Source organism: Paraburkholderia sprentiae WSM5005 (genome assembly GCF_001865575.2).
Classification (GTDB): Bacteria; Pseudomonadota; Gammaproteobacteria; order Burkholderiales; family Burkholderiaceae; genus Paraburkholderia; species Paraburkholderia sprentiae.
Genome location: NZ_CP017561.2, coordinates 1,299,126 through 1,325,579, shown reverse-complemented (window position 1 = coordinate 1,325,579; position 26,454 = coordinate 1,299,126). Strand labels below are relative to the sequence as shown.

Below are 26,454 nucleotides of genomic sequence, written 5' to 3'. Positions count from 1 at the left end.
GTCGGCTTGGCGGCACAGCCCTTGCTGGACCGAAGCAGACCATTCGCTCTGCGAGGACAGCATGACCCCGCGCCCCCCACCCGATGACAGCGAGCGCAGCGCCGGCGATAGCATCGGCGACACCGGCTCCGATATGGCTACCCCGGACGGACGCGCGCTGCCCGCCGCGCGTGAGGAGCGCGGCTCGCAGCACGCGATGCATGACGTGTACCGCGGCGCCCTCATCACGGTGACCGCGCATCAGAATGCCCGCGACGCCTGGATCGCCGACGTGTCGATTTCCCGCGACGGCCGGCCGATGGACCTACCCGCGGGTCTGGCCAATGTCGAGCCCGTGACGCCGGAATGGCTCACTGAAGCGGAAGCGTTGCGCGCCGGCATCGAACATGGACGCTATCTGATCGACCGGGCGCTCGGCGATAGCTCCTAGCGCGCGGCACTCACCCGGCTTGCGTCCGCGACGCCGATCGCGGCCCGCAAGTCGTCCGGATGAACCATCAATTCGCGGACCTCGCGCAGCGTCGCGTACTGGTCGAGCACCGTGCGCCATCGCGGCGATTCGAGCAAGTGACGCCACACCGGTTCGAGTTCCGCGCAATCGGCGTCGCGCCCATCCGCCAATGCGCTCGCGAAGTCGAGGCTGGCGTGAGCCGACAGCAGTTGCATCCGGCTCGCCGGACTCAGCACGCGCGGCGCCGCTTCGACGGGCGCATCGCAGCAATACAGCACGGTCCTGCGAAGACCGGCCCTGTCGCTGGTCAGCGCGGCGAGCGACGCGCCGCTCAGACGCACCGCGCCTTGCTGCGTGCGGAACGAGTAGACGGTGTGCGGGTCCGCGTGCGCGAGCAGCGTCAGCCCGCGCACGAGCCGCGGCAGATCGGTGGTGGCCGCGTCGACCGATGCCTTCGCTTCGACGAGCAGGCACACGTCCCACGCCGCCGCGTCTGCCGGAGGCTGCGCCTCGCGCAATAGCACCACGTCCCATTCGGTTTTCGCGCGCTCGTGGCTCGCGGGTATCGTGGCCGGCACGCGCATCGAGTTCACGACACGGTACGCGGCTTCCGCTCCCTGCGCGTCGTTGAGGCGCCGCGCGAGTGCCTCGAGCGCATCGGTTGCCGACGCTTCGACCGCGGCGCCGCGCTGCTTCGAACTCAATCCTCGCGCGAGCGCAGTGGAGCTTCCCGGTCGCGGCCCCTGGCGATCCCATAGCGACCGGTAGTGACACACGCGCTCGTCGGACGTCAGCGCGTCAAGCCGTCGCAAGCGCTGCAACGCGGCACTGTCGATTAATTGCGCGAGGCCGCGTTGCAGCGCCGCGTCGTGCGCGATCTGCGGCGTATCGATGCAAGCCTGCACGGCCTCGCCCAGTTCGGGCCACGCTTCGGCAAGCGCGAGCGCGTGCAGCCGCGCCAACGCGTCGCGTTGCAGGCCGGGTAGCAGCCGCTGCTGTTTGGCCGGATGCGCGATCGCATTGACGGCCGCGTAGATCAACCGGCGATCGACGCTCGCATGCGCGGCCAGCGACGCGTACTCGCGCACCACCGCGCTGCGATGCCGTAGCAGCATCGCCTGAAACACCGGGTCGCCGGCTTCGTCGCGCATCGCCTCCCGAATCATGCGCGCGAGCGCCTCGATGAAGAACCGCTGACTTGCCGCGTCCGGGGCTTGACCACGCGCGCTCGCCTCGCGCGCCTGCTCGATCGCGAGCGCGAGCACGGTCGCGGGACTCGCTTGCGGCGCCGGCGCGCAGACGGCCGCGAGCGCCGGCAGGCGATAACGGCGCGCGACAGCGTCGAGTATCTCGGCGAGCAACGAAGACGATGGCGTCACGGACATAGCGATATGTCGATAAGTTGGCGAGGTAACTGTACCTGAACGCTCGGTGCGGCGCGCGGACCCGGACGCGCCGCTCGTGGCTGGCGCGCGCCATGCTGCATTAGCGCGCGACGCAGCCCCATCATGGTCGCGGTAGCGCGAGGCGCAGGTTCGCGCACGGCGGCAGGCCGAGGACGCCATGTCACGACAGCAACCGAAAACCGCAGCGAAGCCGGCTCGCTGGCGCCGGACGATCAACGTCGCGAGCGATGCCGCCAATCGTTTTCTGTCGGACCGATGCGCGATGCTCGGCGCCAGCATCGCGTTCTATTCGGCGTTCTCGCTGGCGCCGACGCTGCTGCTGGTGCTGGCGGTCATCGGTTGGATCTTCGGCCGCGATGCCGCGCAGGGACGGCTTTTCGAGCAGGCGCGGCAGTTGGTCGGCAACGACGCGGCGCACGCGATGCAGGACATCGTCGCACACGCGCACCGCGCGGGCGGCAGCGGCATGGCCGCGGCGTTGTCGATCGCGCTGTTGCTGGTCGGCGCGTCCGCCACGTTTTCATCGCTCAATACCGCGCTCGACATCGTGTTCGCCGCCCATCCGCGCAAAGGCATCGCCGGGCTCGCGCTGGTCTTGCGGGCGCGACTCGTGTCCATCGGCTTGCTATTCGGGCTCAGCTTTCTGCTGGTGGTGTCGCTCGTCGTCGATGCCGCGATTCAGACCCTCGGCGGTGCGCTGTTCGGCAATCCGGCGCTGGGCGTCGTTGCCGATGTGCTGCAATCGTTGCTCGGTTTTGTCATTCTGGCCGTCGGGCTCGGCGCGCTGATCAAGTGGCTGCCCGACGCGGCGGTGCCGGTACGACCCGCGCTGGTGGGCGGCACCGTGGCGAGCCTGCTGTTCACGGCGGGCCGACATCTGTTCGGCTTCTATCTCGTGCATGCGGGCACGGCGGGCGTATTCGGCGCGGCCGGCTCGCTCGCGGTGCTGATGATGTGGCTGTATTTCTGTGCGGTCGTGTTTCTGTTCGGCGCGGAAGTCAGCGCGTCGTTGTATCGCGAGACGGCGTCGCGCGCGCATGCCGATCTTCGGCCAGCATGATTCGGGTCCGCGCGTTCGCCACGGACTTTACATTTTCCTGACATGAAACATGCATGGCGAATTCAGCACAAAAATTGCTGTCCGGACTAACACGGAGAAAACCGGCTTCAACCATGCAGACGCTTAACGCTCGGCGTACACTCGCCGGAACGCGCTTGCCATAAGACGCAAGGGCAATGAAGCGCTCGCGTTCAAACGCGGGTTTATGGAGATTCAGGAGAACAATCAATGAGCTGGACTCGGGAACAGAGAAACGTCACGATCGCCGCCTATCTCGGCTGGACCCTCGACGCATTCGATTTCTTTCTGATGGTGTTCGTGCTGAAAGACATCGCGCAGGAATTCAATACGGACATTCCGTCGGTCGCCGTCGCGATCATGCTGACCTTGATGATGCGCCCGCTCGGCGCATTGATTTTCGGCTGGCTTGCCGACAAATACGGCCGCCGTCCGACGCTGATGATCAACATCGCGTGCTTCTCGCTGCTCGAACTGCTGTCCGGCCTGTCGCCGAACCTGATGACGCTGCTCGTGCTGCGCGCGCTGTTCGGTATCGCGATGGGCGGCGAATGGGGTGTCGGCGGCGCGCTGACCATGGAAACCGTGCCGCCGAAGTCGCGCGGGATCGTCTCGGGTCTGCTGCAGGCCGGTTACCCGAGCGGCTACCTGCTCGCGTCGATCGTGTTCGGCCTGTTCTATCAATACATCGGCTGGCGCGGCATGTTCTTCGTCGGCGTGGTGCCCGCGCTGCTCGTGCTGTACATTCGCGCGCACGTGCCGGAGTCGCCCGCGTTCCAGACGCTCGAAAAGAAGGTACGTCCCGGCCTCGTCGCGACGCTCAAGAAGAACGTCGGCCTGTCGATCTACGCGATCATCCTGATGACCGCGTTCAACTTCTTCTCGCACGGCTCGCAGGATCTGTATCCGACCTTCCTGCGCGTCCAGCACAAATTCGACGCGCACACGGTGTCGTGGATCACCATCACGCTGAACATCGGCGCCATTTGCGGGGGTCTGTTCTTCGGCTGGTTGTCGGAGCAGATCGGCCGCAAGCGCGCGATTTTCATCGCCGCGCTGATCGCGCTGCCGGTGCTGCCGCTGTGGGCATTCTCCACCACGCCGATGTTGCTCGCACTCGGCGCGTTCCTGATGCAGATCTCGGTGCAAGGCGCCTGGGGCGTGATTCCGGTGCACTTGAACGAAATCTCGCCCGATGAGATCCGCGCGACCTTCCCCGGTCTCGTGTACCAGTTGGGCAATCTGATCGCGTCGGTCAACGGTCCGCTGCAAGCGAAAATCGCGGAAGTGCACAACAACGACTACGCGCTCGTGATGGCGGTTGTGATCGGTATCGTCGCGATCGTGATCTGCGCGCTGATTCCCTTTAGCCGTGAGCGCCGCGGCATCGACATGACGCAGTCCGCGCGTGACGTCGTCGGCGCGGGTTCGCCTGGCGGCGCGGTCGGAGGACAACACGTTTAACCGCTTCAGGTGTTCGAACCGCCACGATGCCGAGATAAACTGCATCGCCACGCAATACGAGGCCGTTCCGATTCGTCGGAACGGCCTTTTTGTTTTCCGCGCGGCACGACTTCCGTCAGCTCTTCTAGAGGAGTTAGTCCAGCCGACGTCTTGCTCGCACCGGCCATCCTTCCTTATCCTGAAAAAAACGGTTGTTTCAAAAATCCATTTGAATCGCGTGTATGCGAACCGGCAGCACCGGCAATCAGGAGACGCCACGTGGCAATTCGCACAGCAGGCCGGCATGCCGGCGATACGAAGTCACGCATTCTCGACGCCGCGGAGACGCTGTTCATCGAATGCGGTTATGAGGCCATGTCGCTGCGCCAGATCACTTCGCGCGCCGAAGTCAATCTCGCGGCGGTCAACTATCACTTCGGCAGCAAGGAATCGCTGATTCACGCGATGCTGTCGCGCCGGTTAGATCGGCTCAACCAGGAGCGCCTGAAGCTGCTCGACCGCTTCGACGCCATGCTCGGCGCGCGCCTCACCTGCGAGCACGTGCTCGGCGCGATGTTCATTCCAGCGCTGCGTCTGTCGCGCGATTCGCGCGTCGGCGGCAAAGCGTTTTTGCGGCTGCTCGGGCGCGCCTACACCGATCCGTCGACGTTCATTCGCGAGTTTCTGAACGCGCACTACGAGTCGCTGGCCGTGCGCTTCTTCGACGCGTTCCAGCGCGCGCTGCCGCATCTGCCGCGCGAGGAGCTCGGCTGGCGGCTCCATTTCGCGATCGGTGCGCTGTCGGGCGTGCTCGCCGGCACCGATACCGACAGCCTGATTGCTGAGTTCTCGCAACGCAAGTCGATGAACGATGCGCAGCTGATCGCGCGCCTTGCGTCATTGATGGTCGCCGCGCTGAAGGCGCCGCTGCCGGACGGCACGCAACTGGCCACGTTCGCCGCGGTGCTCGGCGATGCGACCGAAGGCGGCACGCAACACGCGGCCGTTCGTGCGCAGCAAGTTGCGCGCGGCGAGACGGCCGCAACGATGGAGGAGGAAACGTCATGCCGTGGTTCATCCTGGGGCTCGTCATCGCCGCATTCGCTCTCGTCTACGGCCAGGCTCGCGCCTCATGGTGGCTCGCGGCGCTGATCGTCTGGGTCGCGGCCGCGCACGTCGGCGGCGCGGCTGGCCCGCTGCTGACGACACTGCTCGCGATCGTGCTGGTGTCCCCCGCCGTCGTGCTGACGATCAAGCCGCTGCGCCGCGCATGGCTCGCGACACCGGTGCTCGACACGTTCCGCAAGATCCTGCCGGAGATGTCGCCGACCGAGCGCGACGCGATCGAGGCCGGCACCGTGTGGTGGGACGCCGAACTGTTCTCGGGACGCCCGCACTGGGACACGCTGCTCGGCTATGGCCCGGCCACGCTCACCGCCGAAGAGCAGTCGTTCCTCGACGTCGAATGCGAGCAGTTGTGCGATCTCGCGAACGACTGGGAAACCACGATGGTCTGGCAGGACCTGTCGCCGCGAACGTGGCAGTTCATCAAGCAGCACGGCTTTCTCGGCATGATCATTCCGAAGCAGTACGGCGGCAAACAGTTCTCCGCGTACGCGCATTCGCAGGTCATCATGAAGCTCGCGACGCGCTGCTCGGCCGCGGCCGTCTCGGTGATGGTGCCGAACTCGCTCGGCCCGGCCGAGCTGCTGATGCACTACGGCACCGACGCGCAGAAGAACCACTATCTGCCGCGTCTCGCGCGCGGCGAGGACATCCCCTGCTTCGCGCTGACGAGCCCGTATGCCGGTTCCGATGCCGCCGCGATTCCCGATGTCGGCATCGTCTGCGAGGGCATGCACGAGGGCTGCGAGACGCTCGGCTTCAGCGTCACGTGGGACAAGCGCTACATCACGCTCGGCCCGATCGCCACCGTGCTCGGCCTCGCGTTCCGCGCGCTCGATCCGGACCATCTGCTCGGCGCGAACGACGAACCCGGCATCACCTGCGCACTGATTCCGACCGACCACCCCGGCGTCGACATCGGCCGCCGTCACTGGCCGTTGAACGCGGTGTTCCAGAACGGCCCGAACTCGGGCACGGACGTGTTCATTCCGCTCGACTGGGTGATCGGCGGACGCGCCCAGGTCGGCAACGGCTGGCGCATGCTGATGGACTGTCTGGCGGCGGGCCGCGCGATCTCGTTGCCGTCGTCGAACGTCGGGATGGCGAAGCTCGCGGTGCGCGGCACCGGCGCGTATGCCGCGCTTCGCCGCCAGTTCCGCACCGCCGTCGGCAAGTTCGAGGGCGTGCAGGAAGCGCTCGGCCGCATGGGCGGCAATCTGTATGTGATGGACGCCGCGCGCCGCCTGTCCGCGCAGGCGGTCGACCTCGGCGAAAAGCCGTCCGTCATTTCGGCCATCGCCAAATATCACATCACCGAGCGAGCGCGGATGGTCATCAACGACGGCATGGACGTCGCGGCCGGCAAGGGCATCTGCATGGGGCCGTCGAATTTTCTGGCGCGCGCGTATCAGCAGGTGCCGATCTCGATCACCGTCGAAGGCGCGAACATTCTGACGCGCTGCCTGATCATCTTCGGCCAAGGCGCGATTCGCTGCCATCCGTACGTGCTGAAGGAAATCACCGCGACGCGCGAGCCCGATCGCCACAAGGCCTTGCGCGAATTCGACGCGGCGTTCTTCGCTCACCTGAATTTCACGGTGTCGAACGCGGTGCGCTGCGCCGTGTACGGGCTGACCGGCGGCGCGCCGATCGCGAAGCCGCATCGCGCGTATGCGCCGCTCCATGCGTACTATCGTGCGGCGACGCGTCTGTCGACCGTGTTCGCCTTGCTCGCCGATGTATCGATGTTGGTGCTCGGCGGCGATCTGAAGCGCCGCGAACGCATCTCGGGGCGCCTCGGCGATGTGCTGTCGCAGCTCTACCTGATCTCCGCGACGCTGAAGCGTTTCGAGGATGAAGGCCGTCAGCAGGCCGACCTGCCGCTTGTGCGCTGGGGCGTCGAGGATGCGCTGTACCGGGCGCAACACGCGCTCGACGGCGCGCTCGCGAACTACCCGAACCGGGTCGCCGCGACGCTCATGCGCGTGGTCGCATTCCCGTTCGGCCTGCCGCATCGCGAGCCGTCGGATCGGCTCGGCAGCGAGATCGCCGAGCTGATGCAAACGCCCGGCGCCGCGCGCGAGCGGCTCGTCGCCGACTCGTACGTGCCGCATCCCGACGTCGATGCGCTCGGCTACGGCGAGCTGGCGTTCGCGCTGACTCCGCCATTCGCGCGGATCGAGCAGAAGCTGCGCGACGCGGTGAAGCAGGGACTGCTCGAACCGATGCCGCAAAGCCTGCCGCAGCTCGCCGCGTGGGCCGATGCCGCGCAACGCGAGGGGCTCATCGACGCGGACGAGCGGCGCGTGCTCGACGACTACGCGCGCTACGGCGCGCGCTTCGTCAAGGTCGACGATTTCCCCGCCGACTTCGACATGCTGGCGAATTTGCAACAGCGCAAGCAGGCGCTCGAAAAGGCGCTGGAGTTTGCGCCCTGATGAGCGCGCTCACGCCGGGAAAACTGACGACGCGGCGCTGCGAACCGTACCTGAGTCACGCAACTCAAGGCACACTGACACACGCCCGGCGCGCCTCACAAAATACAGAGGCCGGCGGCGGCGGGTCCAGCGGAGCAACCGATAACATGAACGACGCCTACCTGAAGTTCGTCAACTCGCCGTTCGGCGGCCGTCTCGCGCGCTCGCTCGGCCTGCCGAAGCCCGAGGTGCTGCGGCGCTATCGCGCGGACCGGCCCGAGTTCGGCGGTCTGATCGCGATCGGCGCGGGCCGCGAACCGCGTCTGTTGGACGCGTTCGCGAGTTTCATCGCGAGCGTCGGCATGACGAGCGTCGCGCATGAAAGCGCCGGGCTCTGGGTGCCGCTCGCCACTCGCCACGGCCTGATGACCGGCCGCTTCGAGCCGGCCGAAGCCGGTTCGCCGGGCAAGCTCGCCGCGCTGCTGTTCGATGCGAGCGGCATCGACGACAGCAGCCTGCTCGAACCGCTGCACGGCTTTTTCCACGACACGCTACGCTCGCTCGGCAAGTGTGGGCGCATCGTCGTGCTGGGCCGGCCGCCCGAGGCCTGCGCGAACCCGCGTCAGTGGACCGCCCAGCGCGCGCTCGAAGGGCTCGTGCGCTCGCTCGGCAAGGAAGCGCGGCGCGGCATTACCGCCAATCTCGTGTATGTCGAGGCGGGCTCGGAACGCGGCATCGAGGCGACGCTGCGGTTTTTCCTGTCGCCGCGCTCGGCGTATGTGTCGGGTCAGGTGGTGCGCATCGCGGCGCAAGGCGCGCTCGCGCACGACGCCGCCGCGTTCGACTGGCGCCAGCCGCTCGCCGGCCGGCGCGCGCTCGTCACGGGCGCCGCGCGCGGCATCGGCGCGGCGATCGCGAGCGTGCTCGCGGCCGAGGGCGCGCATGTGATCGGCCTCGACATTCCGTCGGCGCGCGACGCGCTCGATGCGACGATCCGTCAGCTGAACGGCAGCACGCTCGCGTTCGATATCGCCGCGCCCGAAGCAGCCGCGCAGATCGCCGCCGCGCTCGACGAGCTCGGCGTCGACATCGTCGTGCACAACGCCGGCATCACCAAGGACAAGACCATCGCGAAAATGACCGACGCCGCGTGGCAAAGCGTGATCGACATCAACCTGAGCGCGCAGGAGCGCATCGACGACGCGCTGCTCGCGGCGGGGATCCTGCGCGACGGCGGGCGCATCGTCGCGGTGTCGTCGATCAGCGGCATTGCGGGCAATCCCGGCCAGACCAACTACGCGACCTCGAAGGCTGGAGTGATCGGCCGCGTACAGAGCATGGCGCCGCAACTGCGCGCGCGCGGCATCACGATCAACGCGGTCGCGCCCGGCTTCATCGAAACGCAGATGACCGCGAAAATGCCGTTCGCGCTCCGCGAGGCCGGCCGCCGCATGAACTCGATGAGCCAGGGCGGCCAGCCCGTCGACGTCGCGCAGACCATCGCGTGGCTCGCGCATCCGGGCTCGGCCGGCGTGACCGGCCAGGTCGTGCGCGTGTGCGGTCAAAGCCTGATCGGCGCCTGAACGGGAGCATGGGTATGGATGAACCGCGTGATCCGTTCGGCAGCCGTCAACTCGCGCCCGCGCCGGGCGGCGACGGGGCGCGGCCGAAAACCGTCGTCATCGAAACTCTGCCCGCGCCGGCGAAGCTGTATGGACGCGCGCTGACGGGCATCGTCAAGCGCGGACGCGACACGCGGCTGCCGCCGTTGCGGCTCGTACGCCCCGCCGTCGCGCTCGAACCCGGCCCCGTGTGGCGCTATGCGCGCGTGTGCGGCTTCATTCCCGAGCACGGCGTGCCGCTCACCTACCCGCATCTGCTCGCGTTTCCGCTGCATCTGCTGATGCTGACCGACCCCGCGTTTCCATGGCCCGCGCTCGGACTCGTGCATCTGGCCAATCACGTACGGCTGCGCCGGCCGCTCGCGCACAAGGACCTGCTGCGCGTCGAGGTCGAATTCGGCGCGCTGCTGCGTCACGACAAGGGCCAGGCGTTCGTCGTGCATACGCGCATCTATCGACGCGGCGAAGCGGTGTGGGACGGCGATAGCGTCTATCTGAAGCGCGCGGTGCCGGCGCTCGGCCATCCGCTCGAAGCGTTGACGCTCGGCCCCGATGCGCTGCAGCGGATCGCGCGCTGGCAGCTCGCGCCGCAACTGGGCCGCGACTACGCGAGCGTGTCGGGCGACTACAACCCGATCCACATGAGCGCGCTGTCGGCCAGGGTGTTCGGCTTTCCGCGCGCGATCGCGCATGGCATGTGGACGCTCGCGCGCGCCGCGGCGTCGCTGCAGCCGCCGAAGCCGCTCGCCGAAGCGACGCTCAGCGCCGAGTTCAAGGTGCCGATGCTGCTGCCGGGCGAAGCGTCGCTGTGGAGCGCATCGCCTTCGCTGATCGAACGCGATATCGAGGTGCGCGATATCGCCGGAGAAAAGCCGCATTTGCGCGGGCGCATGCAGTGGCGGCTGCTGTGAGCCGTGAGCGCATCGTTCGCACCGGCCGATAACCTGGGAACGATCCAAAGGAGCCGAGCATGCCCCACCCGCAACCCGCCGTGCGCCGCGTCGCCATCATCGGGGGCAACCGGATTCCGTTTGCCCGCTCGAATACCGCGTACGCGAGCGCATCGAATCAGGACATGCTGACCTTTGCCCTGCAAGGGTTGATCGATCGCTACGGGCTGCACGGCGTGCGTCTCGGCGAAGTCGCGGCGGGCGCGGTCATCAAGCATTCGCGCGACTTCAACCTGACGCGCGAGTCCGTGCTGTCCACCACGCTCGCGAAGGAAACCCCCGCCTACGACGTGCAGCAGGCCTGCGGCACCGGCCTCGAAGCCGCGATCCTCGTCGCCAACAAAATCGCGCTCGGGCAGATCGACGCGGGCATCGCGGGCGGCGTCGATACCACGTCCGACGCGCCGATCGCCGTCAACGAGCGCATGCGCAAGATCCTGCTCGAAGCGAATCGCGGCAAAACTACCGGTCAGCGGATCGCCGCGCTCAGCAGGCTGCGGCCCGGCATGCTCTTCAAGCCGCTATTGCCGCGCAACGGCGAGCCGCGCACGGGGCTGTCGATGGGCGAGCATTGCGAGCTGATGGCCAAGCGCTGGAACATCTCGCGCGAGGCGCAGGACGTGCTCGCACACGAGAGCCATCGCAAGCTCGCCGATGCGTACGCGCGCGGCTTCGTCAACGATCTGATGACGCCGTACAAGGGCCTCGCGCGCGACAACAACCTGCGCGCCGACCTATCGCTCGAACAGCTCGGCACGCTCAAGCCGGTGTTCGACCGTGACGCCGGCACGCTGACCGCCGGCAATTCGACGCCGCTCACCGACGGCGCATCCGCGGTACTGCTCGCGAGCGAAGCGTGGGCGGCCGAGCGCGGCTTGCCGGTGCTCGCGTATCTAAGCTGGTCGGAAACGGCGGCGGTCGACTTTTTCGACAAGCAGGAAGGCCTGTTGATGGCGCCCGCCTACGCGGTGCCGCGCCTGCTCGCGCGCGCGGGCCTCGCGTTGGGGGACTTCGATTTCTACGAAATCCACGAAGCGTTCGCGGCCCAGGTGCTATGCACGCTCGCGGCATGGCAGGATGACGAATATTGCCGCACGCAGCTTGGCCTCGCCGGCGCGCTCGGCGCGATCGATCGGGCGAAGCTCAACGTGAACGGCGGTTCGCTCGCGACCGGCCATCCGTTCGCGGCGACCGGAGGACGGATCGTCGCCGCGCTCGCGAAGATGCTCGCGCAACTCGACAAACCGGCCGGCAGCGCACGCGGGCTAATCTCGATCTGCGCGGCGGGCGGCCAGGGGGTCGTCGCGATTCTGGAACGCTAGCGCGGCAGCGATACCAACATTTCAGGAGACAACCGATGACCCAGCCCATCCCCGCCCCGCTGCACATGCCGGACGCAGGCGGCAGTCATATGCCAAACCCAGTGCCGACTCCGGCGCCGAATCCCGCGCCGAACACCGACGGTATCTGGTACGCGTCGTATCCGGACGACGTGCCGCGCGAGATCGACGTCACGCAATACGAGTCGCTCGACCAGTTCTTCGACGAATGCGTCGCGCAGTTCCGCGAGCGCGTCGCGTACGTCAGCGTCGGCGCCAGCATGACGTACGGCGAGCTCGGCCGCAAGGCGAAGGCGTTCGCGGCGTACCTGCAAAGCATCGGCGTGCAGCCGGGCGAGCGCGTCGCGATCATGCTGCCGAACACGTTCCAGTACCCGGTCGCGCTATTCGGCGCGATCAAGGCGGGCGCGGTGGTCGTCAACGTCAATCCGCTCTACACGGTGCGCGAACTCGCGCACCAGCTGAAGGACAGCGGCGCGCAGACGATCGTCGTGTTCGAGAACTTCGCGAAGACGCTCGAAGATGCCTTGCCCGGCACCAAGGTGCGCAACGTGATCGTGACCGGGCTCGGCGATCTGCTCGCCGACGGCGCGAATCTGAAGGGACGCCTGCTCAATTTCGTGCTGCGTCATGTGAAGAAGATGGTGCCCGCCTACCAGCTGCCGCAGGCGGTGCCGCTGCTGAAGGCGCTTTCGGCCGGTTACTCGCGGCCGCACACGCCGGTGCGCACGACCCCCGAAGACATCGCGTTCCTGCAATACACCGGTGGCACGACCGGCGTCGCGAAAGGCGCGATGCTCACGCACCGCAACATCATCGCCAATCTGTTGCAGGCGAAGGCGTGGGCCGCGGGGCAGCTGTCCGGCGACGGTGAAACGGTGCTCACGCCGCTGCCGCTTTATCACATCTACTCGCTGACCGTGAACGCGCTGATCTTCATGGGACTCGGCGGGCGCAACATCCTGATCGCGAATCCGCGTGACATCAAGCGCGTGATGATGATCATCCGTCACGAAAAATTCACTGGCATGACCGCGGTCAACACGCTCTATAACGCGTTCCTCGACAACGAGGAATTCCGCCGGCGCGACTTCTCGAACCTGAAGCTCGCAATGGCGGGCGGCATGGCGACGCAGAAAGCCGTCGCCGAGCGCTTCAAGGCGGTGACGGGCAAGCCGATCGTCGAGGGCTACGGGCTGACCGAGTGCTCGCCGATCGTATCGATGAATCCGGTCGAGCTGAGCAAGCAGCGCGACTTCGAAGGCTCGATCGGCCTGCCCGCGCCGTCCACGCAGGTGCGTTTCAGAAAAGACGACGGCAGCTGGGCCAACGTCGGCGAGGCGGGCGAGCTATGCGTGAAGGGTCCGCAGGTCATGAAGGGCTACTGGAACCGCCCCGATGAAACCGCGAAGGTGATCGACGACGACGGCTGGCTCGCGACCGGCGACATCGGCGTGATGGATTCGCGCGGCTTTATCCGGCTGATCGATCGCAAGAAGGACATGATCCTCGTGTCGGGCTTCAACGTGTATCCGAACGAAATCGAGGACGTGATCGCCGCGCATCCGGACGTGCGCGAAGTTGCCGCGATCGGCGTACCCGACCCCGCGCAGGGCGAGCGCGTGAAGGTGTTTATCGTGCGGCGCACCCCGACGCTCACCGCCGAGCAGGTAATCGCCTACTGTCGCAAGAATCTGACCGCCTACAAGGTGCCGAAGCTCGTCGAGTTCCGCGACGAGCTGCCGCAAACCAACGTCGGCAAGATTCTGCGCCGCGCGTTGCGCGACGAGGAACTCGCGAAGCAGAAGTCTGCCTGACCGGAATAACGACCGCGTCGGTACGTTATTGCCTTGTCGGCCATGACACTTTTCTGGAGGGACTCATGAAGCACCGCGGGTTGGGAAGTTCGTTGCTGAGTGCGCTCGTTGCCGGCGCCGCCCTGCTTTCGGTGCCGACGGCCTTCGCGCAGAACGACGACCGCCCGCCCCCGCTCGACACCGCGAGCGCCGTCAAGCCGCCAGCCACACCGGCCGCTCAGGTCGGCAAGCTGTCGCTCGACAGCCAGGTCAAATGGCTGCGCGCCGCGCAGCAAAGCGGCATGCTCGAAAAACTCGACGACGCGCAACTGGTCGCGCTGTTCCAGTCGCTCGATCCGCTCACGCTGCCGCGCTATATCAAGGAAGGGCCGAACGGCTACCCGTCGTACGAGTTCACGATGTCGCGCTCCGAACGCATTCGCGGCGTGTGGCCCGACCAGCCCGATCACATGCTGGTGCGCGTCGCGCACGACCCGCTGCGGATCTATGCGAAGTGGCTGCCCGACGGCGCACACGCGGGCCAGGAAATCATCTACGACGAATCGAAACGCAGCGACGAAACCTACGGTCACCTCGGCGGCATCATGAACGTGATGCCGTTGTGGACCTCACTAGGCGGCGCGCTCGCACGCTCGCAATCGAATCACAGCGTGCGGGATCTGGGCACCGAGTACATCGCCGAGCAATATCTGAGCGAAGGCAGGAGGTACAGCGAGGCCGGCTTGCCGCGTTCGACGCAGATCGCAGTGAAGACGATCGACGGCGTGCGCGTCGTCGCGCTTACGTTCGAAACACCGGTGGGCCAGCCGCGGTTCTACGCGAAGAAGGAAACGCTCGGGCTCGATTTGCGGCATCCGTTCTTTCGCAGCGTCGAGTCTTACGACAACGACGGCAAGATTTTCGAGCAGATCGTGTTCGAGAACATCACGCCGAAGACCTTCGACGATTCGACCTTCGATCCGAAGAACAAGGACTATCGGTTCTAGCCGCGCGCGACACGCGGCGTCAGCGCGAAGGCCACGTACGCGGGTTGCGCGTGCAGCCCCTCGCGCGCTTCGTGACTATGCTCGACGAAGCGTCCTGTGCGAAGCGCGAGGTGTTGCAGGATGAAGTAATCGGACGCCCGCGTGAAGCCGATGAGCGCAGGAACCGCGTGCCGGGTCCGGCCGTCGTCGAGCAGCGGCGCGAGCGTCGTGAACCACAGCGCACCGGCATCGTCGCCGGTGTCGAAAGTCGTCAACCGACAATGCGCGGCATAGCGCGCGAACGACGCGCCGCATTCGAGCGTCGAGTCGACGATCGCGAACGCGTGGGCGCCGTCAGCGCACGCGGCGGCTTGCGCGAGCCACGGCCATGCGCCGCCCGCGGCCGTCGCGAGCGACGCGCCGGTGAGCATGAAAGTGCGTCGATCCATTGGCGTGCAAGTCCCGTTCAGTTTGCGGTTCGATCGTGCAAGTGCGCACTCGCCGTTCACGTGTAGCCCCGCCGGTCGCGCCACGCCGCCGGCCAGATACCCTGCTTGCCCGGCGCGAGAATGCCGTTCGGGTCGAGCGCATCCTTCAGCGTTTCCGCGAAACGCAGCAATGCGCCGTCGTTGAAGCTGTATTGCGCGGCCGCAAAATCCATATACGCGAGATGCGCGCGATATTCGCCGTAGCCGGCCGCGCGCGCATCGCTCATCAGCGAGCGCAGCAGCGCGCCGGCCTGCTCCACCTGGTCCGCGTCGCCGCGATCGAAAATCGCCGCGAAGATGTGATGGAGATGACGCGCACCCGCCGTGAAGCCGCCGTAGTAATCGAATCCGTACTCCGCGGCGCGCGCTTTCACCATCGTGTACTGGCGCATCGCGTCGCGCCCGGTCGCCGGACAGATCGGCGCGAAGTCGACGTGCGCGCCCGCGCCGCCGCGCCAGTCGAGCATGCGAAATGCGGTCATCGCGGGAATCCCGGCCATGTTGCGGTCGCCGCCACCAGTCGGCTGTGCGTCGCCGGCATAGCGCGCCGCCGCGAGCCGCGCCTGCGGCACCCGCGCAAACGCGCGCTCGATCAGCGCATGGCGCGCGTCGATCAACTCCGGCGTGCCGTACAGCGCGAAATGCAGGTTCCAGCGTCCGACGCCGAGTTGGTCGAGCATCGCCTGCACCGCGCTCTCCGGCATCGCGCCCGCGCCGTCGTACCATTGCCGGCGTGGCGACAGGCTCGCCGCGCGCCGCAAACCGCCCTCGATCACCGCGTGATTGCGGATCGTGCCGTCGAGCCGCAACGGCCGCAGAAGCTCGACGATCGCATCCAGATCCGCCTCGCGGCGAAACTGGATTTCGCCGAGCAGATACGCCGGCGGCGCGGGCATCAGCCACACGCCGAGCTTCGTGACGATGCCGTAGTTCGACTGCATGAACATCGCATCGAAGGACGGCCCGTAGCCCGGCTGATACAGCTGCCAGGCGGTGCCGATCTCGACGCCGCCCATGCCGGTGCGCAGCACGTCGCCGTTGGCGAGCACCACTTCCATCCCGCATTGCGCGGCCGCGTGATCGCCATAGTCGGTATAGCCGAAGCCGCGCTCGAGCGTGTTGCCGACCACGCTGCCCCAGCCGGCGGCCGGTGGATCGACCCACAGCTTGTAGCCCTTGTCGCGCAGATGCGCGTACAGGTCGAAATAGCTGACGCCGGGCTCGACGAGCGCGTAGGCGAGCGTTTCGTTGACGTCGAGGATGCGGTTCATGCGCTGCAAGTCGAGCACGACCGAGCCGGTCAGACGCGGCGCGGCGCCGCCGTACGCGAAGTTGCGTCCGGTCGATACGGTCCACAGCGGAATCCGGTATTGATTGGCGATGCGCAGCACCGCGCGGATTTCATCGACCGACGCGGGCAGCAGCGCGGCGCTAGCGGCAAACGCGCCGCGCTCGCCAGGCGCGAATGGATCGCGATAGGCGGCGAGGCCGGCGTCGGAACTCAGCACCTGCGCGTCGCCGACGATCGCGCGCCAGGCGGCGAGCGCGCCGTCGAACTGCGCGGCGGACAGGTTGGGCGGCAGCGTCTGGGGCAAGGCGTCTCCTTGTCGGGCACCCGGCGGGCGCAGTCGCGCGGGCGGCGATTCGCATATGGCCACCGACGGCCTTGACGACGCGCTACCGCCCGCTACTGCTGCCACGTCTCGGGCTTACCACCGAGCTCGCTGCATACGTCGATCGCGATCTCGCGCAGCTTGCCTTCCGCGATCGCGCCGGACAGCGCGTAGCCCATGCCGTCGCTGATCCAGTAAAAGGTGCGGCGGTTGCCGTCGCGAAACAGGCGGAACGCGGTTTCGTCGCGCCCGATGCCGGTCACGTACAGCGTCAGGCGCGCGCCGGCCTGGTTCTCGTACATGAACTGGGCGGCGGGCCCGGCCTCGCCGGGCAATAGCCGGCCGCCCACCAGCGAATAACCATACTCCTGCAACGACGGCACGGATAGCGGGCGGTTCAGTCGCTTCGACAGCCACGTGATCAGATGCGCTTCCTCGCTTGCGGCGACTTCGACCGGATGCCGCCGCTCGGGCGTGTACACCGCGTACGCGATATCCGCGCGCTGCGCAAAACCGGCCGGCTGGCCGCCGAAGCCGCTCCATGCGCCGCCGCTCAGCCGCGGCGCGAGCGGACCGAGCGCCAGCGCCAGCCCGGCGCCGGCCGCGAGCCAGCAGGCGGCGAGACCCGCGCGCTGCCACCACGGCCGCGTACGGCGCACGACGATAAAAGCCGGCTGCGGCGCCTGAGCGGGCTGGCTGCCTGTATCAGGTCGCTCGCCGGATTCGGCAGCTACTTGCCGATCGCCGGCCTGCTGCCCTGCTTGCGCTTGCCGCGCATCGCGGCCCGGCGCGCCGCACAGCGCGCGCAGCGCCGCCTTCTGCGCGCGCCACGCGGCGACGCGCGCGGCGGCCTGCGGATGCTCGCCAAGCTGCATTTCGATCGCGGCGCGCCGGTCATCCGGCAATTCGCCATCGACATAGGCCGACAGCGCGCGCAGATCGAGCTCGGCGGGCAAGTCGGAATGGAAGTCGTCGTTGTTCATTATCGGTTTCTCACCACTTTCAGCGGCGCGACTGTATGCGCCGCTCGCGGCGCATCGGGCTGCGGTCCGTGCATTGGGCCCGGCGGCTCCTCGCACAGCAACGTGCGCATATGCTCGCGCGCGCGCGACAGCCGCGACATCACCGTACCGATCGGCACCCCCAGCGCGCTCGACGCCTCCTGGTACGACAGCTCCTCGACGCACACCAGCAGCAGCACCTCACGCTGCTCGAGCGGCAGGCAGTACAGCGCACGCTGCACGTCGCGCAGCACCAGACCGTCGACCTCGCCGTGCGGCGCCTCGAGATTGCGCCACGGCGCGCTTTCGTCGTCGACGGCGATCTCGCGGCGTCCGCGCAGCTGGTCGATATACAGATGCCGCAGGATCGTCAGCAGCCATGCGCGCAGGTTACTGTTCGGCCGGAATGCCGACCAGCGCGCAAGCGCACGCTCCGCCGTATCCTGCACGAGATCGTCGGCCCAGGCGTGGTCGCCGGTCAGTGCGCGCGCATAGCGGCGCAGCTGCGGCAGCCACGCGATCACTTCCGCTTCGAATGTCACCCGGCGTGCCAGGCCCGGCCGCGGCGTTAGTAGCCGCCGCCGCTGCTGCTGTTGCTGCTCGAGCTCGACGCGGCGGTGTCGGTATCGGCCGCGTGCGCGGGCGAGCCACACGCGAGCGCGAGCAGGACGAAGAGCGCTGACAGAATACGGGATGCTTTCATGGTGAGCCTCCTGGCGGATGCCCGGCGCGCGATCGACTGACCGGCGCGGCGGGCGGCAGGCCGCGACATGCGGTGCTGCCATACCCTACTTAACGCCGCGATCGCGCGGTTTATTCCATCGCCCTCGCGGCGCTGATCTCCATGCACTGTTTCGTTGCACCCCGCGGCGTCCTTGCTTTTTCCGCCAACCGTGCCGGCAAAGCCTGGCGAAGCCGGAAGAAGACGCCATTGAACAGCAGATTCGTAACTCAACGTTACAGTGCCGCGTTATCGGGTGCTTATGTCCTCACAAGTCGTTATAGTGGACAAAGTTCGCCCCGTCGACGCGTTCAGCCCCCGCATAGAGTAGAAAGGGTAAAATCCCGGCGAACCACCGTCTATCTAACCTGAATTGTCCATGGCTTCCGCAGAATCGCATCCGCAAAACGACTTCATGAACGCTGCGCGCAAGGAACGAAAGCGCGTCGAGATCTATCTGGTCAACGGCATTCGCCTGACCGGATGCATCGAGTCGTTCGATCAGTACCTGGTGATGCTGCGCACGCCGGTTGGCCTGCAAGGCATCTACAAGCGCGCGATCTCCACGATCCAGCTCGACACCGGCACGCGGCCGGCGCCGCGCACCGGGCGGACGTCGCATGGCGAACATGGCGCGCGAGGTCCGCACGGTTCGCGCGAACATCGCGAGCCGCGTGAATCGTACGGCGCGCCGTCGTCGGAGCGTGCGCCGAACGAGCGCGGCAGCGGCAACTCGGAAGGCCCGGTGGTCGTCACACGGCGCCGTCGTCTGTTCGGCACGGGCGGGGAAGGCGGCAATCATGGCGGCAACCACGGCGGCGGCAGCCCCGGCGGCAATCACGAATAAACAGGAAACCGCGGTAACGGCCGCGCCTCGCGACTCCGTGAACGGACCGAGGCGCAGCAGAATTCTCTTCAGTTGCATCAGCTGCCGCTCGGTCAGCTCGAATCTTCCCGTGACCGCCCGCACGCGACGCTGCCATTAACCGGCGGCGAACAGGTGCGGCGCCGGTGGGCGCGTCGCCCAATCCAGGTGTTCCAGTTCGGCTTCCATGATATGCGCTGCGAGCACATGTCACACGTCGCGTACGCGCCGGCTGTTCCCCGTTTATGTGGCTCGCTGCGTGATGGATCGATGGAGGTGTCGTTCGGGACTCGATGGGCTATGCTGAATGATCGACTCTCTACTCAAGGAGCGCACCATGACCAGCAAACGCCAGCAGGCCTCCCAGCCTGCGCGCACGCGCCGGACGCCGCCGACGTCCGCCGATACGCGGCTCGACGAAGCGCTGATGGAAAGCTTCCCCGCCAGCGATCCGATCGCCGTCGACATGACGGAGCCGACTCGCGAGCGGATGCGCAAGACTCAGGCGGATAAGCGCAAGCGGCATTGAAGTCGAGCCGTCCTGCGTCGTGACAGTACAGATGCCGAAGCGCCCGGCGGCGCAAATGCGATGCCCGCGATGCGCCGGCTAGCGGCCCGCGCCAAGCACCGACCACCCTATCCCGCGGACGAGCCGGACGGCGCATCGATTGCCGCGCCATCCCGCTCTCCACGAAGGCTCACACCGTCGTCCTCAATGCGCCGGCAAGCCGCTGTCGAGCTGACGCTGCAGGTCGCGCACCTGACGCTGCGCGGCGCGCAGCTGATCCTGTGCAACGGCCTTTTGCTGCGCCAATTCGGTCGCCTCGGTGCGCTTCTGTTCCTGCTGGCTCGCCACGATGCTCTGCTGTTGACGCGCGACGTCGAGGTCGGCCTGCAGCCGGCTCGCGCGGTCCTGCGACAGCGCGACCATCCGCTGCGTGAACGCCTTCTGCGCTTCGAGTTGAGTTCGACGGATCTCGACATCCGACAGCTGCATCGTCTGGCGCACGAAATCCTTGTAGATGAGCCCGGCGCGCGCGGCGTCCTGCGTCTTGATCACGCGCCAGAAGTTTTTCTGCTGGAACAGCGCGACGTAGTAGGTCATCTCCTTGCCGTAAAACAGCAGGCTCGCGCCATACGTGCCGTTATACGTGGTGCGCAATTCGGTGAGAACCGAGCCGTGCATCATCTGCTGCAATTCCGCCACGTTGCCGGTGGCGGACTGCCGGTTTTCATCCGGCGTCAGTGCAGTGGTCTCCGCCTGGCCGGTCTGCTGCGCGTCGGGCAATGCGGTCGTCGTATCCGGCTGGGACACGACTGCACTGCTTGCGCCACTGTTCTGCACAGCCTGTGCATTCGCGCCCTCAAGGGCCCCCAATACGATGCATGCGGCCAGAACAATCTTTCGTAGCTTTGACTTTCGGTCCATGTAGTACCTGCTGTGAACAGATTTTGTTTTAGTTGAAACGGGGCATTATTACTCACTTTCGCGGGTTCCGGGCTCTTCATCGAAAATTTGGTGCTTGCGCATTTCTGTGCGTTGTGAAAGCGCTCGGCGATGCGCCGCGGGCGAGGGCGTCACGCAGTCCGCTCATCAACGCGACGCTCTCGCGGCTGCTGAATTGACACGCTTGCGAAGTGCCGCGTGCTAATTAGACGCTCCACTATCAAACGTCACATGCACTTTCGCGTATTCTGCGCTGACGATACGAACGGCTCGCCGCAGACATCGTCCCGCATCGCGAAGGCCGGTGCCCGCATCTGAGCGATGCCCATAACGCCGCGCGACCATGATCGCGCTGTCTCTCATCAAGGAGGAAGGCAATGACGCAATTCACTCAACGTGGCCGTGCGTTCGCGCTGCGCACCGCCCGTCACGCCGCACTCGCCGGCGCCCTGCTTGCCAGCGCCGTGACCGCGATGGCGCAGACCGATACACCGATCGGCACGTGGCAAACCATCGACGATCACACCGGGCAGCCGAAGGCTCTCGTGCAGATCACCCAAGACGGCAACGGCGAACTGAACGGCAAGCTTATCAAGGGTCTCGGCGCCAACGACCAGCCGGATCGCCGCTGCACCGAATGCACTGGCGCGCGCAAGGATCAACCGATTCTCGGCATGACCATCATCGACAGCATGAAGAAGGACGGCGATGTCTGGGATCACGGCCGGATTCTCGATCCTGAAAACGGCAAACTCTACAAGTGCAAGATGCATCTCGAAGACGGCGGCAACAAGCTCGTGGTGCGAGGCTATATTGGTGTCGCGCTGCTGGGCCGCTCGCAGACGTGGATCCGGCAGCAGTGAGGTCCGGCGTGCGGCGCATGCATGGCGCTTCGCACGTCGCCTGACTGAGCGCATCACGCTGCAACGATGGCGCGCTCCGCATCAGGAGGTGCAACATAAAAAAAAGCGGCCGGCGATCACGAATCGCGCGGCCGTTTTCATAGTGGCAAGCTGTTTGTGACGCTCATGCGGCCTGCTCGAACGATGCAGCGCAAGCGGACGGCGACGCCGGCGCTGGCGTGGCCGATGCGGGATGATGTGCGGCGGGCGGAACACGGAACGCCGCGGCCGCGCGCCTAGCCGCGGCGCGCTTGCGCGATGCGCTAGTGTACGTACGCATACGCGCTTCCATCGAACTGCAGAGATCTTTGCTCCCGGCGCCGAGCAGTTGCTCCGTAACGTGCTTGAGCGCGCCCGATGCGTACCATGACTTGAAGCGGCGATGACAGGTTTGATACGACGGGTAGCGGCGCGGCATTGCGGACCAGGCGGCCCCGCTACACATGACCCACAGCACGCCGTTGAGCACCGAGCGGGTATTGGCAAGCGGACGGCCACGCATCTCGGTACGCGGCCGGAGTTCTGGCAGCAGTGGCGCAACGCGCTGCCATTCTTCATCGGTGATTTCGCGGTACGGATTCATGCTTCCTCCTTTGTCAGAACAACGACAAAAGATAGCTAGTGATCCGTGCGCGGACTATAAGACCACTCTGAATCCTGAAAACGTGTCGTGCGCCGAGGCTCAGGTCAGAGACGTATCGACGATCCGGCGTGGCGCGTCGAGATACTCTTTCGACTGCATCTCGACGATGCGCGACACCGTACGTGTGAATTCGTTGGCCATCGGACCGTCGACGTACAACTGCTCCGGCGGCACTGCAGCCGACATCAACAGCTTGACCTTGTGGTCGTAGAACACGTCGATGAGCCAGGTGAAGCGGCGCGCTTCCGACGCCATGCGCGCCGACATCTGCGGCACGTCCGACAGGATCACCGCGTGAAAGCGGGTCGCGAGCTCGAGGTAGTCGTTCTGCGAGCGCGGACCGCCGCACAGCGTCGCGAAATCGAACCAGACGACGCCGTCCGCGCGGCGCAACGCCTTCAGCTCGCGCTTCTCGATATGCAGCAGTGGGCTTTCGTCGGGCACGGCGGCGAGGCGCGCGAAGGCGTCGCGCAGCGCCTTGCCGGCGGCGGCGTCCAGCGGCGTGTGATAGACCTCCACCTGCGCAAGCGTGCGCTGGCGGTAGTCGATCCCCGCGTCGACGTTGATCACGTCGAGCTTCTGCTTGATCAGATCGATCGCGGGCAGCATGCGGTCCCGATGCAGGCCGTCCGGGTACAGCGTGTCGGGATCGTAGTTGGACGTCATCACGAACTGCACGCCGTTCTCGAACAGCTTGTCGAGCAGTCGATACAGGATCATCGCGTCGGCGATATCCGACACGTGGAATTCGTCGAAACAGATCAGCCGATAGCGCTTCGCGATGCGGCGCGCGAGTTCGTCGAGCGGATCGGCCCGGCCTTTGAGTTCTTCGAGCTCGCGATGCACTTCGCGCATGAACTCGTGGAAATGCAGACGCGTTTTGCGATGCAACGGCACGATCATGTAGAAGCTGTCCATCAGGAAGCTCTTGCCGCGGCCCACGCCGCCCCACATGTATACGCCGCGCGGCAGATCCGGGCGAATGATCAGCTTCTTGAACGCGTTCGAGCGGCGCGACTTGTATTCGACCCACTCTTCATAGCACCGCTGCAGGCGGTCGACCGCCGCGCGCTGCGCCGGATCGGATTGATAACCGCGCGTCTGCAGTTCTTTTTCGTAGTATTCGGTGACGTTCATCGTGTTGCTGCAAAAAGAAAGGCGGGAGGGAGTGAACCCCGCCCGCCTTTGGTGATGCCAAGATTGCGTTTCGGTCAGGCGTGCGCGCTTACATGTTCAACGCGCGCTTGTCGACGGCGAGTGCCGCCTCGCGCATGACTTCCGACAGCGACGGGTGCGGATGGCAAATACGGCCGATGTCTTCCGACGCCGCCTTGAACTCCATCGCCACGACGGCTTCCGCGATCAGGTCCGATGCGTTCGCCGAGATGATGTGCACGCCGAGCAGTTCGTCGGTCTTCGCGTCGGCGATCATCTTGACGAAACCGTCCGCCTTATTGATGCCGAGCGCGCGGCCGTTCGCCATGAACGGGAACTGGCCGGTCTTGATCTCGCGGCCTTCGGCCTTCAGCTGCTGTTCGGTCTTGCCGACCCAGGCGATTTCCGGCTCGGTGTAGATCACCCACGGAATGCAGTTGTAGTCGATGTGCGGCTTCTGGCCGTCGATCACTTCCGCGACCAGCACGCCTTCGTCTTCAGCCTTGTGCGCGAGCATCGGGCCGCGCACCACGTCGCCGATCGCATACACGTTCGGCACAGCCGTCGCGCAGTGATCGTCCACGTCGATGAAGCCGCGCTCGTTGGCCTTCAGGCCGATCGCTTCGAGGCCGAGGTTGTCGGTGTTCGGCACGCGGCCGACCGACACGATCAGGCGGTCGGCTTCGAGCGTCTGCGCGTTGCCGTCCTTGTCCGTGTAGGCGATCGTCACGCCGTTCTCGCTCGTCTTCACTTCGCCGACCTTCACGCCGACGTGGATGTCGAGACCTTGCTTCTTGAACTGCTTGGCCGCTTCCTTCGCCAGCGCCTGATCAGCCGCGCCGAGGAATTCCGGCAGCGCTTCGAGCACGGTCACGTCCGCGCCGAGGCGGCGCCAAACCGAGCCGAGTTCCAGACCGATCACACCTGCGCCGATCACGGCGAGCTTCTTCGGCGCCGTGTCGAACGACAGTGCGCCTTCGTTGTCGGCGATCAGCTTATTGTCGACCGGAATGCCCGGCAGATGACGCGCCTTCGAACCCGTTGCGATGATCACGTTCTTCGCCGTGACGACTTCGCTGCTTGCACCGCCCTCGCCTTCGCCGCTCACTTCGATCTGCACGCCGGCGTCCGTCTTGCCGGTGAACTTGCCATGGCCCTTGAGCCACGTGATCTTGTTCTTGCGGAACAGGAATTCGATGCCCTTGGTCATCTTCTCGACGATGCCGTCCTTGCGGCCCATCATCTTCGAGATATCGACCGAGACGTTCTCCACCGAGATGCCGTGGTCGGCGAGGTGATGCGATGCGTTTTCAAACTCTTCCGACGACGCTAGCAGCGCCTTCGACGGAATGCACCCGACGTTCAGGCAGGTGCCGCCGAGCTTCAGCGTACCGGCCGGGTTCTTCCACTTTTCGATACATGCGACGGTCTTGCCGAGTTGCGCTGCGCGGATGGCGGCGATATAACCGCCCGGGCCTGCGCCGATCACGACGACGTCAAATTCTTTGGACATGACAATCCCTTTGATGGCGGAACGGCGCCGGGCCACTCGACGTGGCGCGCGCCGTTCCTGTACTGCGGAATGCTAAAGACGTGCTACCGATGACGCCGGCCCGCGCAAACGGCAGGCCGGCGCCAGTGGAACGTGCGCTTACAGGTCGAGCAGCAGGCGAGCCGGATCTTCCAGCGCGTCCTTCATTGCGACCAGCGACAGCACTGCTTCGCGGCCGTCGATGATGCGGTGGTCGTACGACAGCGCGAGGTAGTTCATCGGGCGGATCACGATCTGGCCGTTTTCGACCACGGCGCGCTCCTTGGTGGCGTGCACGCCGAGAATCGCGGACTGCGGCGGGTTGATGATCGGGGTGGACAGCATCGAGCCGAACACGCCGCCGTTCGAGATCGAGAACGTACCACCGGTCATTTCTTCGATGGACAGCTTGCCGTCCTTCGCCTTCTGACCGAATTCGGCGATCTTCTTCTCGATGTCGGCGAGGCTCAGCTGATCTGCATTGCGCAGGATCGGCACCACCAGACCGCGCGGCGAGCCGACAGCGATACCGATGTCGAAGTAGCCGTGATAGACGATGTCGTTACCGTCGATCGACGCGTTCACGAGCGGGAACTTCTTCAGCGCGTGAACAGCCGCTTTCACGAAGAACGACATAAAGCCGAGCTTCACGCCATGTTCCTTCTCGAACTTGTCCTTGTACTTGTTGCGCAGATCCATGACCGGCGCCATGTTCACTTCGTTGAACGTCGTGAGGATGGCGTTGGTTTGCTGCGATTCGAGCAGACGCTCGGCGATACGCGCGCGCAGACGCGACATCGGCACGCGCTGTTCCGGACGATCTTTCAGCCACTGGTCGGCCGATGCCGGAGCCTTGACGTCGGGCAGCGCCGGCTTGGCAGCCTTCGGCGCGGCAGCCGGCGCCGGTGCAGCCTTGGTGGCCGTCGGGGCAGCCTGGCCGGCGGCGAGCACGTCGCCCTTCGTGATGCGGCCGTCGCGGCCCGTGCCGGCGACGTCGCCAGCAGCCAGGCCCTTCTCGGCCATCAGCTTGCCGGCAGCGGGCGAAGCAGCGGTGCTCGAGCCCGTTGCGGCAGCAGCCTGAGCAGCCGGCGCAGCCGCTGCCGGTGCGGCGACCGGAGCCGGTTTGACTTCCGCTTCGACAGCGGCGGCGCTTGCGGTGCCTTCGGTGTCGATCTTCGCGATCACCTGCTCGGCCGTGACCGTGTCGCCGTCGTTCGAGATGACTTGCGCCAGCACGCCTGCAGCCGGTGCCGGCACTTCGAGCACGACCTTGTCGGTCTCGATTTCGATGAGGATTTCGTCCTGAGCGACAGCCTCGCCGGGCTTCTTCTTCCACTGCAGCATGGTCGCTTCCGAGACCGACTCGGAGAGCTGGGGAACCTTGACTTCAACAATAGCCATTATGAGTATCCTGAATACGTATCGGGTGACGGCGCTTCTTCACGACCGCCTGCGAACCGTGGGCGCTGCGCCT

The 26,454-nt window shown here is 66.1% G+C and carries 24 protein-coding genes; 13 read left to right on the top strand and 11 right to left on the bottom strand.

Annotated features, from left to right (window positions below):
- Window positions 1-61: 61 nt before the first annotated feature.
- Window positions 62-430 carry a DUF6566 family protein gene (locus BJG93_RS06060; protein ID WP_082194622.1) on the top strand — a complete coding sequence of 123 codons (369 nt, stop codon included), beginning with the start codon at window positions 62-64 and terminating at the stop codon, window positions 428-430.
- On the opposite strand, the gene BJG93_RS06055 is transcribed toward BJG93_RS06060, so the two are convergent.
- Window positions 427-1,836: a 3-deoxy-D-arabino-heptulosonate 7-phosphate synthase gene (locus tag BJG93_RS06055; RefSeq protein WP_027197429.1), complete on the bottom strand. Its 1,410-nt coding sequence runs from the start codon at window positions 1,834-1,836 to the stop codon at window positions 427-429. The two genes, BJG93_RS06060 and BJG93_RS06055, sit on opposite strands and share 4 nt — an antisense overlap.
- A 178-nt stretch (window positions 1,837-2,014) precedes the next feature.
- Between BJG93_RS06055 and BJG93_RS06050 the strand changes: the two genes are divergently transcribed.
- The 9 genes from BJG93_RS06050 to BJG93_RS06010 all read left to right on the top strand — a co-directional run bounded on the left by BJG93_RS06050 (window position 2,015) and on the right by BJG93_RS06010 (window position 14,635).
- Window positions 2,015-2,917 carry a YihY/virulence factor BrkB family protein gene (locus tag BJG93_RS06050; RefSeq protein ID WP_027197428.1) on the top strand — a complete coding sequence of 301 codons (903 nt, stop codon included), beginning with the start codon at window positions 2,015-2,017 and terminating at the stop codon, window positions 2,915-2,917.
- A gap of 228 nt (window positions 2,918-3,145) precedes the next feature.
- Window positions 3,146-4,399, top strand: coding sequence for an MFS transporter (locus BJG93_RS06045; protein ID WP_027197427.1), 1,254 nt, complete (start codon window positions 3,146-3,148; stop codon window positions 4,397-4,399).
- A 258-nt stretch (window positions 4,400-4,657) separates the two neighbouring features.
- Window positions 4,658-5,530: a TetR/AcrR family transcriptional regulator gene (locus BJG93_RS06040; protein WP_027197426.1), complete on the top strand. Its 873-nt coding sequence runs from the start codon at window positions 4,658-4,660 to the stop codon at window positions 5,528-5,530.
- Window positions 5,443-7,941, top strand: a complete 2,499-nt coding sequence (locus BJG93_RS06035) for an acyl-CoA dehydrogenase (protein ID WP_027197425.1) — start codon at window positions 5,443-5,445, stop codon at window positions 7,939-7,941. The genes BJG93_RS06040 and BJG93_RS06035 overlap by 88 nt, the downstream gene beginning before the upstream one ends.
- 146 nt (window positions 7,942-8,087) lie before the next feature.
- Window positions 8,088-9,503 carry a 3-oxoacyl-ACP reductase gene (locus BJG93_RS06030; RefSeq protein ID WP_071336541.1) on the top strand — a complete coding sequence of 472 codons (1,416 nt, stop codon included), beginning with the start codon at window positions 8,088-8,090 and terminating at the stop codon, window positions 9,501-9,503.
- A gap of 14 nt (window positions 9,504-9,517) precedes the next feature.
- A complete protein-coding gene (locus BJG93_RS06025; RefSeq protein WP_027197424.1) occupies window positions 9,518-10,453 on the top strand; it encodes a MaoC/PaaZ C-terminal domain-containing protein in 936 nt (311 codons plus the stop codon).
- A gap of 59 nt (window positions 10,454-10,512) precedes the next feature.
- The gene (locus BJG93_RS06020) at window positions 10,513-11,814 is read left to right on the top strand and encodes an acetyl-CoA C-acetyltransferase (RefSeq protein WP_027197423.1); all 1,302 of its coding nucleotides are present in this window, start codon (window positions 10,513-10,515) and stop codon (window positions 11,812-11,814) included.
- A 35-nt stretch (window positions 11,815-11,849) separates the two neighbouring features.
- The gene (locus tag BJG93_RS06015; protein ID WP_027197422.1) at window positions 11,850-13,649 is read left to right on the top strand and encodes an AMP-binding protein; all 1,800 of its coding nucleotides are present in this window, start codon (window positions 11,850-11,852) and stop codon (window positions 13,647-13,649) included.
- 65 nt (window positions 13,650-13,714) lie between these two features.
- Entirely contained in the window at window positions 13,715-14,635 is a 921-nt protein-coding gene (locus BJG93_RS06010; RefSeq protein ID WP_027197421.1) for a DUF1571 domain-containing protein, read from the top strand.
- Here BJG93_RS06010 and BJG93_RS06005 read toward each other — a convergent pair.
- The 5 genes from BJG93_RS06005 to BJG93_RS36025 all read right to left on the bottom strand — a co-directional run bounded on the left by BJG93_RS06005 (window position 14,632) and on the right by BJG93_RS36025 (window position 18,419).
- Window positions 14,632-15,063 (bottom strand): hypothetical protein, encoded by a 432-nt coding sequence (locus tag BJG93_RS06005; protein WP_027197420.1) that lies wholly within the window; start codon window positions 15,061-15,063, stop codon window positions 14,632-14,634. The two genes, BJG93_RS06010 and BJG93_RS06005, sit on opposite strands and share 4 nt — an antisense overlap.
- Window positions 15,064-15,119: 56 nt before the next feature.
- The gene (locus BJG93_RS06000) at window positions 15,120-16,697 is read right to left on the bottom strand and encodes an FAD-binding oxidoreductase (RefSeq protein WP_027197419.1); all 1,578 of its coding nucleotides are present in this window, start codon (window positions 16,695-16,697) and stop codon (window positions 15,120-15,122) included.
- A gap of 92 nt (window positions 16,698-16,789) precedes the next feature.
- Window positions 16,790-17,698, bottom strand: a complete 909-nt coding sequence (locus BJG93_RS05995; RefSeq protein ID WP_027197418.1) for an anti-sigma factor family protein — start codon at window positions 17,696-17,698, stop codon at window positions 16,790-16,792.
- Window positions 17,698-18,258 carry a sigma-70 family RNA polymerase sigma factor gene (locus tag BJG93_RS05990; RefSeq protein ID WP_027197417.1) on the bottom strand — a complete coding sequence of 187 codons (561 nt, stop codon included), beginning with the start codon at window positions 18,256-18,258 and terminating at the stop codon, window positions 17,698-17,700. Before BJG93_RS05990 ends, BJG93_RS05995 begins: the two co-directional genes overlap by 1 nt.
- Before the next feature lie 26 nt (window positions 18,259-18,284).
- Window positions 18,285-18,419, bottom strand: a complete 135-nt coding sequence (locus tag BJG93_RS36025; protein WP_269217458.1) for a hypothetical protein — start codon at window positions 18,417-18,419, stop codon at window positions 18,285-18,287.
- A gap of 397 nt (window positions 18,420-18,816) precedes the next feature.
- Here BJG93_RS36025 and hfq point away from each other — a divergent pair, with 397 nt between their 5' ends.
- Window positions 18,817-19,284, top strand: a complete 468-nt coding sequence (gene hfq / locus BJG93_RS05985) for an RNA chaperone Hfq (protein WP_027197416.1) — start codon at window positions 18,817-18,819, stop codon at window positions 19,282-19,284.
- Window positions 19,285-19,639: 355 nt separating this feature from the next.
- Window positions 19,640-19,831 (top strand): hypothetical protein, encoded by a 192-nt coding sequence (locus tag BJG93_RS05975; protein WP_027197415.1) that lies wholly within the window; start codon window positions 19,640-19,642, stop codon window positions 19,829-19,831.
- 183 nt (window positions 19,832-20,014) lie between these two features.
- Here BJG93_RS05975 and BJG93_RS05970 read toward each other — a convergent pair whose 3' ends face one another.
- The gene (locus BJG93_RS05970; RefSeq protein WP_027197414.1) at window positions 20,015-20,731 is read right to left on the bottom strand and encodes a DUF2968 domain-containing protein; all 717 of its coding nucleotides are present in this window, start codon (window positions 20,729-20,731) and stop codon (window positions 20,015-20,017) included.
- 395 nt (window positions 20,732-21,126) lie between these two features.
- On the opposite strand from BJG93_RS05970, the gene BJG93_RS05965 reads away from it, so the two are divergent.
- Window positions 21,127-21,612: a DUF2147 domain-containing protein gene (locus BJG93_RS05965; RefSeq protein ID WP_027197413.1), complete on the top strand. Its 486-nt coding sequence runs from the start codon at window positions 21,127-21,129 to the stop codon at window positions 21,610-21,612.
- A gap of 163 nt (window positions 21,613-21,775) precedes the next feature.
- Here BJG93_RS05965 and BJG93_RS05960 read toward each other — a convergent pair whose 3' ends face one another.
- The 4 genes from BJG93_RS05960 to odhB form a co-directional block, all read right to left on the bottom strand.
- Window positions 21,776-22,234, bottom strand: a complete 459-nt coding sequence (locus BJG93_RS05960) for a transposase (RefSeq protein ID WP_027197412.1) — start codon at window positions 22,232-22,234, stop codon at window positions 21,776-21,778.
- A 99-nt stretch (window positions 22,235-22,333) separates the two neighbouring features.
- Entirely contained in the window at window positions 22,334-23,431 is a 1,098-nt protein-coding gene (gene zapE / locus BJG93_RS05955) for a cell division protein ZapE (protein ID WP_027197411.1), read from the bottom strand.
- Between the two features lie 88 nt (window positions 23,432-23,519).
- The gene (lpdA, locus tag BJG93_RS05950) at window positions 23,520-24,962 is read right to left on the bottom strand and encodes a dihydrolipoyl dehydrogenase (protein ID WP_027197410.1); all 1,443 of its coding nucleotides are present in this window, start codon (window positions 24,960-24,962) and stop codon (window positions 23,520-23,522) included.
- A gap of 138 nt (window positions 24,963-25,100) precedes the next feature.
- A complete protein-coding gene (gene odhB / locus BJG93_RS05945) occupies window positions 25,101-26,381 on the bottom strand; it encodes a 2-oxoglutarate dehydrogenase complex dihydrolipoyllysine-residue succinyltransferase (RefSeq protein ID WP_027197409.1) in 1,281 nt (426 codons plus the stop codon).
- Between the last annotated feature and the right edge of the window lie 73 nt (window positions 26,382-26,454).

Coding starts and splice junctions, on each gene's coding strand:
- BJG93_RS06010 (WP_027197421.1), top strand. CDS start 13,715: ATGAAGCACCGCGGGTTGGGAAGTTCGTTGCTGAGTGCGCTCGTTGCC.
- BJG93_RS06030 (WP_071336541.1), top strand. CDS start 8,088: ATGAACGACGCCTACCTGAAGTTCGTCAACTCGCCGTTCGGCGGCCGT.
- lpdA (WP_027197410.1), bottom strand. CDS start 24,962: ATGTCCAAAGAATTTGACGTCGTCGTGATCGGCGCAGGCCCGGGCGGT.
- BJG93_RS05965 (WP_027197413.1), top strand. CDS start 21,127: ATGACGCAATTCACTCAACGTGGCCGTGCGTTCGCGCTGCGCACCGCC.
- BJG93_RS05995 (WP_027197418.1), bottom strand. CDS start 17,698: ATGAACAACGACGACTTCCATTCCGACTTGCCCGCCGAGCTCGATCTG.
- zapE (WP_027197411.1), bottom strand. CDS start 23,431: ATGAACGTCACCGAATACTACGAAAAAGAACTGCAGACGCGCGGTTAT.
- BJG93_RS06045 (WP_027197427.1), top strand. CDS start 3,146: ATGAGCTGGACTCGGGAACAGAGAAACGTCACGATCGCCGCCTATCTC.
- BJG93_RS06060 (WP_082194622.1), top strand. CDS start 62: ATGACCCCGCGCCCCCCACCCGATGACAGCGAGCGCAGCGCCGGCGAT.
- BJG93_RS06005 (WP_027197420.1), bottom strand. CDS start 15,063: ATGGATCGACGCACTTTCATGCTCACCGGCGCGTCGCTCGCGACGGCC.
- BJG93_RS06050 (WP_027197428.1), top strand. CDS start 2,015: ATGTCACGACAGCAACCGAAAACCGCAGCGAAGCCGGCTCGCTGGCGC.
- BJG93_RS06025 (WP_027197424.1), top strand. CDS start 9,518: ATGGATGAACCGCGTGATCCGTTCGGCAGCCGTCAACTCGCGCCCGCG.
- odhB (WP_027197409.1), bottom strand. CDS start 26,381: ATGGCTATTGTTGAAGTCAAGGTTCCCCAGCTCTCCGAGTCGGTCTCG.
- BJG93_RS06020 (WP_027197423.1), top strand. CDS start 10,513: ATGCCCCACCCGCAACCCGCCGTGCGCCGCGTCGCCATCATCGGGGGC.
- BJG93_RS36025 (WP_269217458.1), bottom strand. CDS start 18,419: ATGAAAGCATCCCGTATTCTGTCAGCGCTCTTCGTCCTGCTCGCGCTC.
- BJG93_RS05960 (WP_027197412.1), bottom strand. CDS start 22,234: ATGAATCCGTACCGCGAAATCACCGATGAAGAATGGCAGCGCGTTGCG.
- BJG93_RS06035 (WP_027197425.1), top strand. CDS start 5,443: ATGCCGTGGTTCATCCTGGGGCTCGTCATCGCCGCATTCGCTCTCGTC.
- BJG93_RS06015 (WP_027197422.1), top strand. CDS start 11,850: ATGACCCAGCCCATCCCCGCCCCGCTGCACATGCCGGACGCAGGCGGC.
- BJG93_RS05970 (WP_027197414.1), bottom strand. CDS start 20,731: ATGGACCGAAAGTCAAAGCTACGAAAGATTGTTCTGGCCGCATGCATC.
- BJG93_RS05975 (WP_027197415.1), top strand. CDS start 19,640: ATGACCAGCAAACGCCAGCAGGCCTCCCAGCCTGCGCGCACGCGCCGG.
- BJG93_RS06055 (WP_027197429.1), bottom strand. CDS start 1,836: ATGTCCGTGACGCCATCGTCTTCGTTGCTCGCCGAGATACTCGACGCT.
- hfq (WP_027197416.1), top strand. CDS start 18,817: ATGGCTTCCGCAGAATCGCATCCGCAAAACGACTTCATGAACGCTGCG.